The sequence below is a fragment of the Streptomyces sp. ATLC9 genome, from assembly GCF_057196705.1.
In genome coordinates this window covers 1-1,470 of sequence record NZ_JBXUOY010000497.1, presented here as the reverse complement: position 1 = coordinate 1,470, position 1,470 = coordinate 1, and the positions used below count along the sequence as shown (strand labels likewise).

Sequence of the window (1,470 nt, the reverse complement as noted above, 5' to 3'; positions counted from 1 at the left end):
GGCGCGGAGCGACCGCTCCGCGCCCGGGGCGCGCGGCGCCGGTGCGGACCGTCCGTGGTGAACTACCCTTCCAGCCGTGACGGATCAGGCGCTGCATCCCGGCGGACCGGCCCCGTCCGCCGGATCCGTGGGCGGAGCCGCGAGCGGGGTCGCGAGCGGGGTCGTGGACGGGGTCGTGGGCGAAGACGGGGCCACGGGAGGTCTCCTCGGACGGCGGCGCGAACTGGACCTGCTGCACGCCGACGCCGGACACACCGGGCCCGGCGACCCCTCCCCCCGCTGCCGGGTCCTGCTCGTGGTGGGCCGGCCCGGCTCGGGCCGCACCACGCTGGCGGAGGAGTTCGCGCGGCGGGTGGCCGCCGACTACCCCGACGGGATCCTGCGTGCCCGGCTCAGCGACCCGGACGGCACTCCCGTTCCCACCGAACGCACCGCCCGCGACCTGCTGCGCGCACTCGCCGCGGCGGGAGGCACGGTCGGCGTACCAGTGGCCGTGCCTCCCGCCGGGGCGGGGGACGCGGAGCTCGCCGAGGCGCTGCGCGCCGCTCTGGCCGGCCGCCGCGCCCTGCTCCTCCTGGACGACGTGGCCGCCCCCGAACAGCTGCACGGCCTGCTGCCCGACGGCCGGGGCTGCCTGGTGCTGGCCGTCTCCCGCGGGCCGCTGACCGGTATTCCGGACGTGCGCACCCGCACGCTGGAGGGGCTCGGCACGGCGGCGGCCGTCGCCCTGCTGGAGCAGCGGGCCGGAGACGCACCCCGTGTCACCGTCGACCCGCGCGCGGCGGAGGCCCTGGCCGAGGCGTGCGGCGGGCGTCCCGCGGCGCTCGTCCTGGCCGGCGGCTGGCTGGCGGCCCACCCCACGGCGTCCGTCGCCGAGGCGGCCCGGAGGTTCGGCGCCCTTCCCGACGATCTCCCCGGCGGTGCGGCGGACGACGCGCACGCTCCCGAGGACGCGTCGGGACGTGTGCCGGGCGGCCACCCCGGCAGCCTCCCCGGTGTCCTTCCCGGTGTCCTCCCCGGCCCCGGGCGAGCCGCCGTGCCCGGCCCCCGTACCCGCCCCGCGCCGGCCGCCCGTCCACTGGTACGCGCCTTCCACCTGGTCCACGGCTCGCTGCCGCCTCCCGCCGCGCGCTTTCTGCGTCTGCTGGCGCTCGCCCCGGCCGGACTCGCCGACGCCCACACCGCCGCCGCCCTCGCCGGATGCCGGACGGACGAGGCGGCGGCCACGCTGGAGGCCTTCACCGGGCTCGGCCTGCTGCGCACCACCGCCACCCCGGGGCTGTACGCCGTCCCGGGCTGCCTCGCCCCCGTGCTCACCGCCGTACTGGAGGAGCAGGAGCGCCCGGAGGACGCGAGACTGGCCCGGGCCCGGGTGCTGGAGCGGTCGGCGCGGCTGCTGCGGTCCTGCCGGGCCGCGGCCGAGCCGCCCGGTTCGCCGGTCCGCCGGGCGGCGGCCGAGCTGCCCCGGGC

The 1,470-nt window shown here is 80.1% G+C and carries 1 protein-coding gene; it reads left to right on the top strand.

Translation table 11 applies throughout. The annotated features are described in order from the left end of the window. Positions 1–76: 76 nt before the first annotated feature. The coding region (locus tag AC2CJA_RS26630; RefSeq protein ID WP_484605207.1) for an AAA family ATPase at positions 77–1,470 on the top strand (1,394 nt) is incomplete at its 3' end.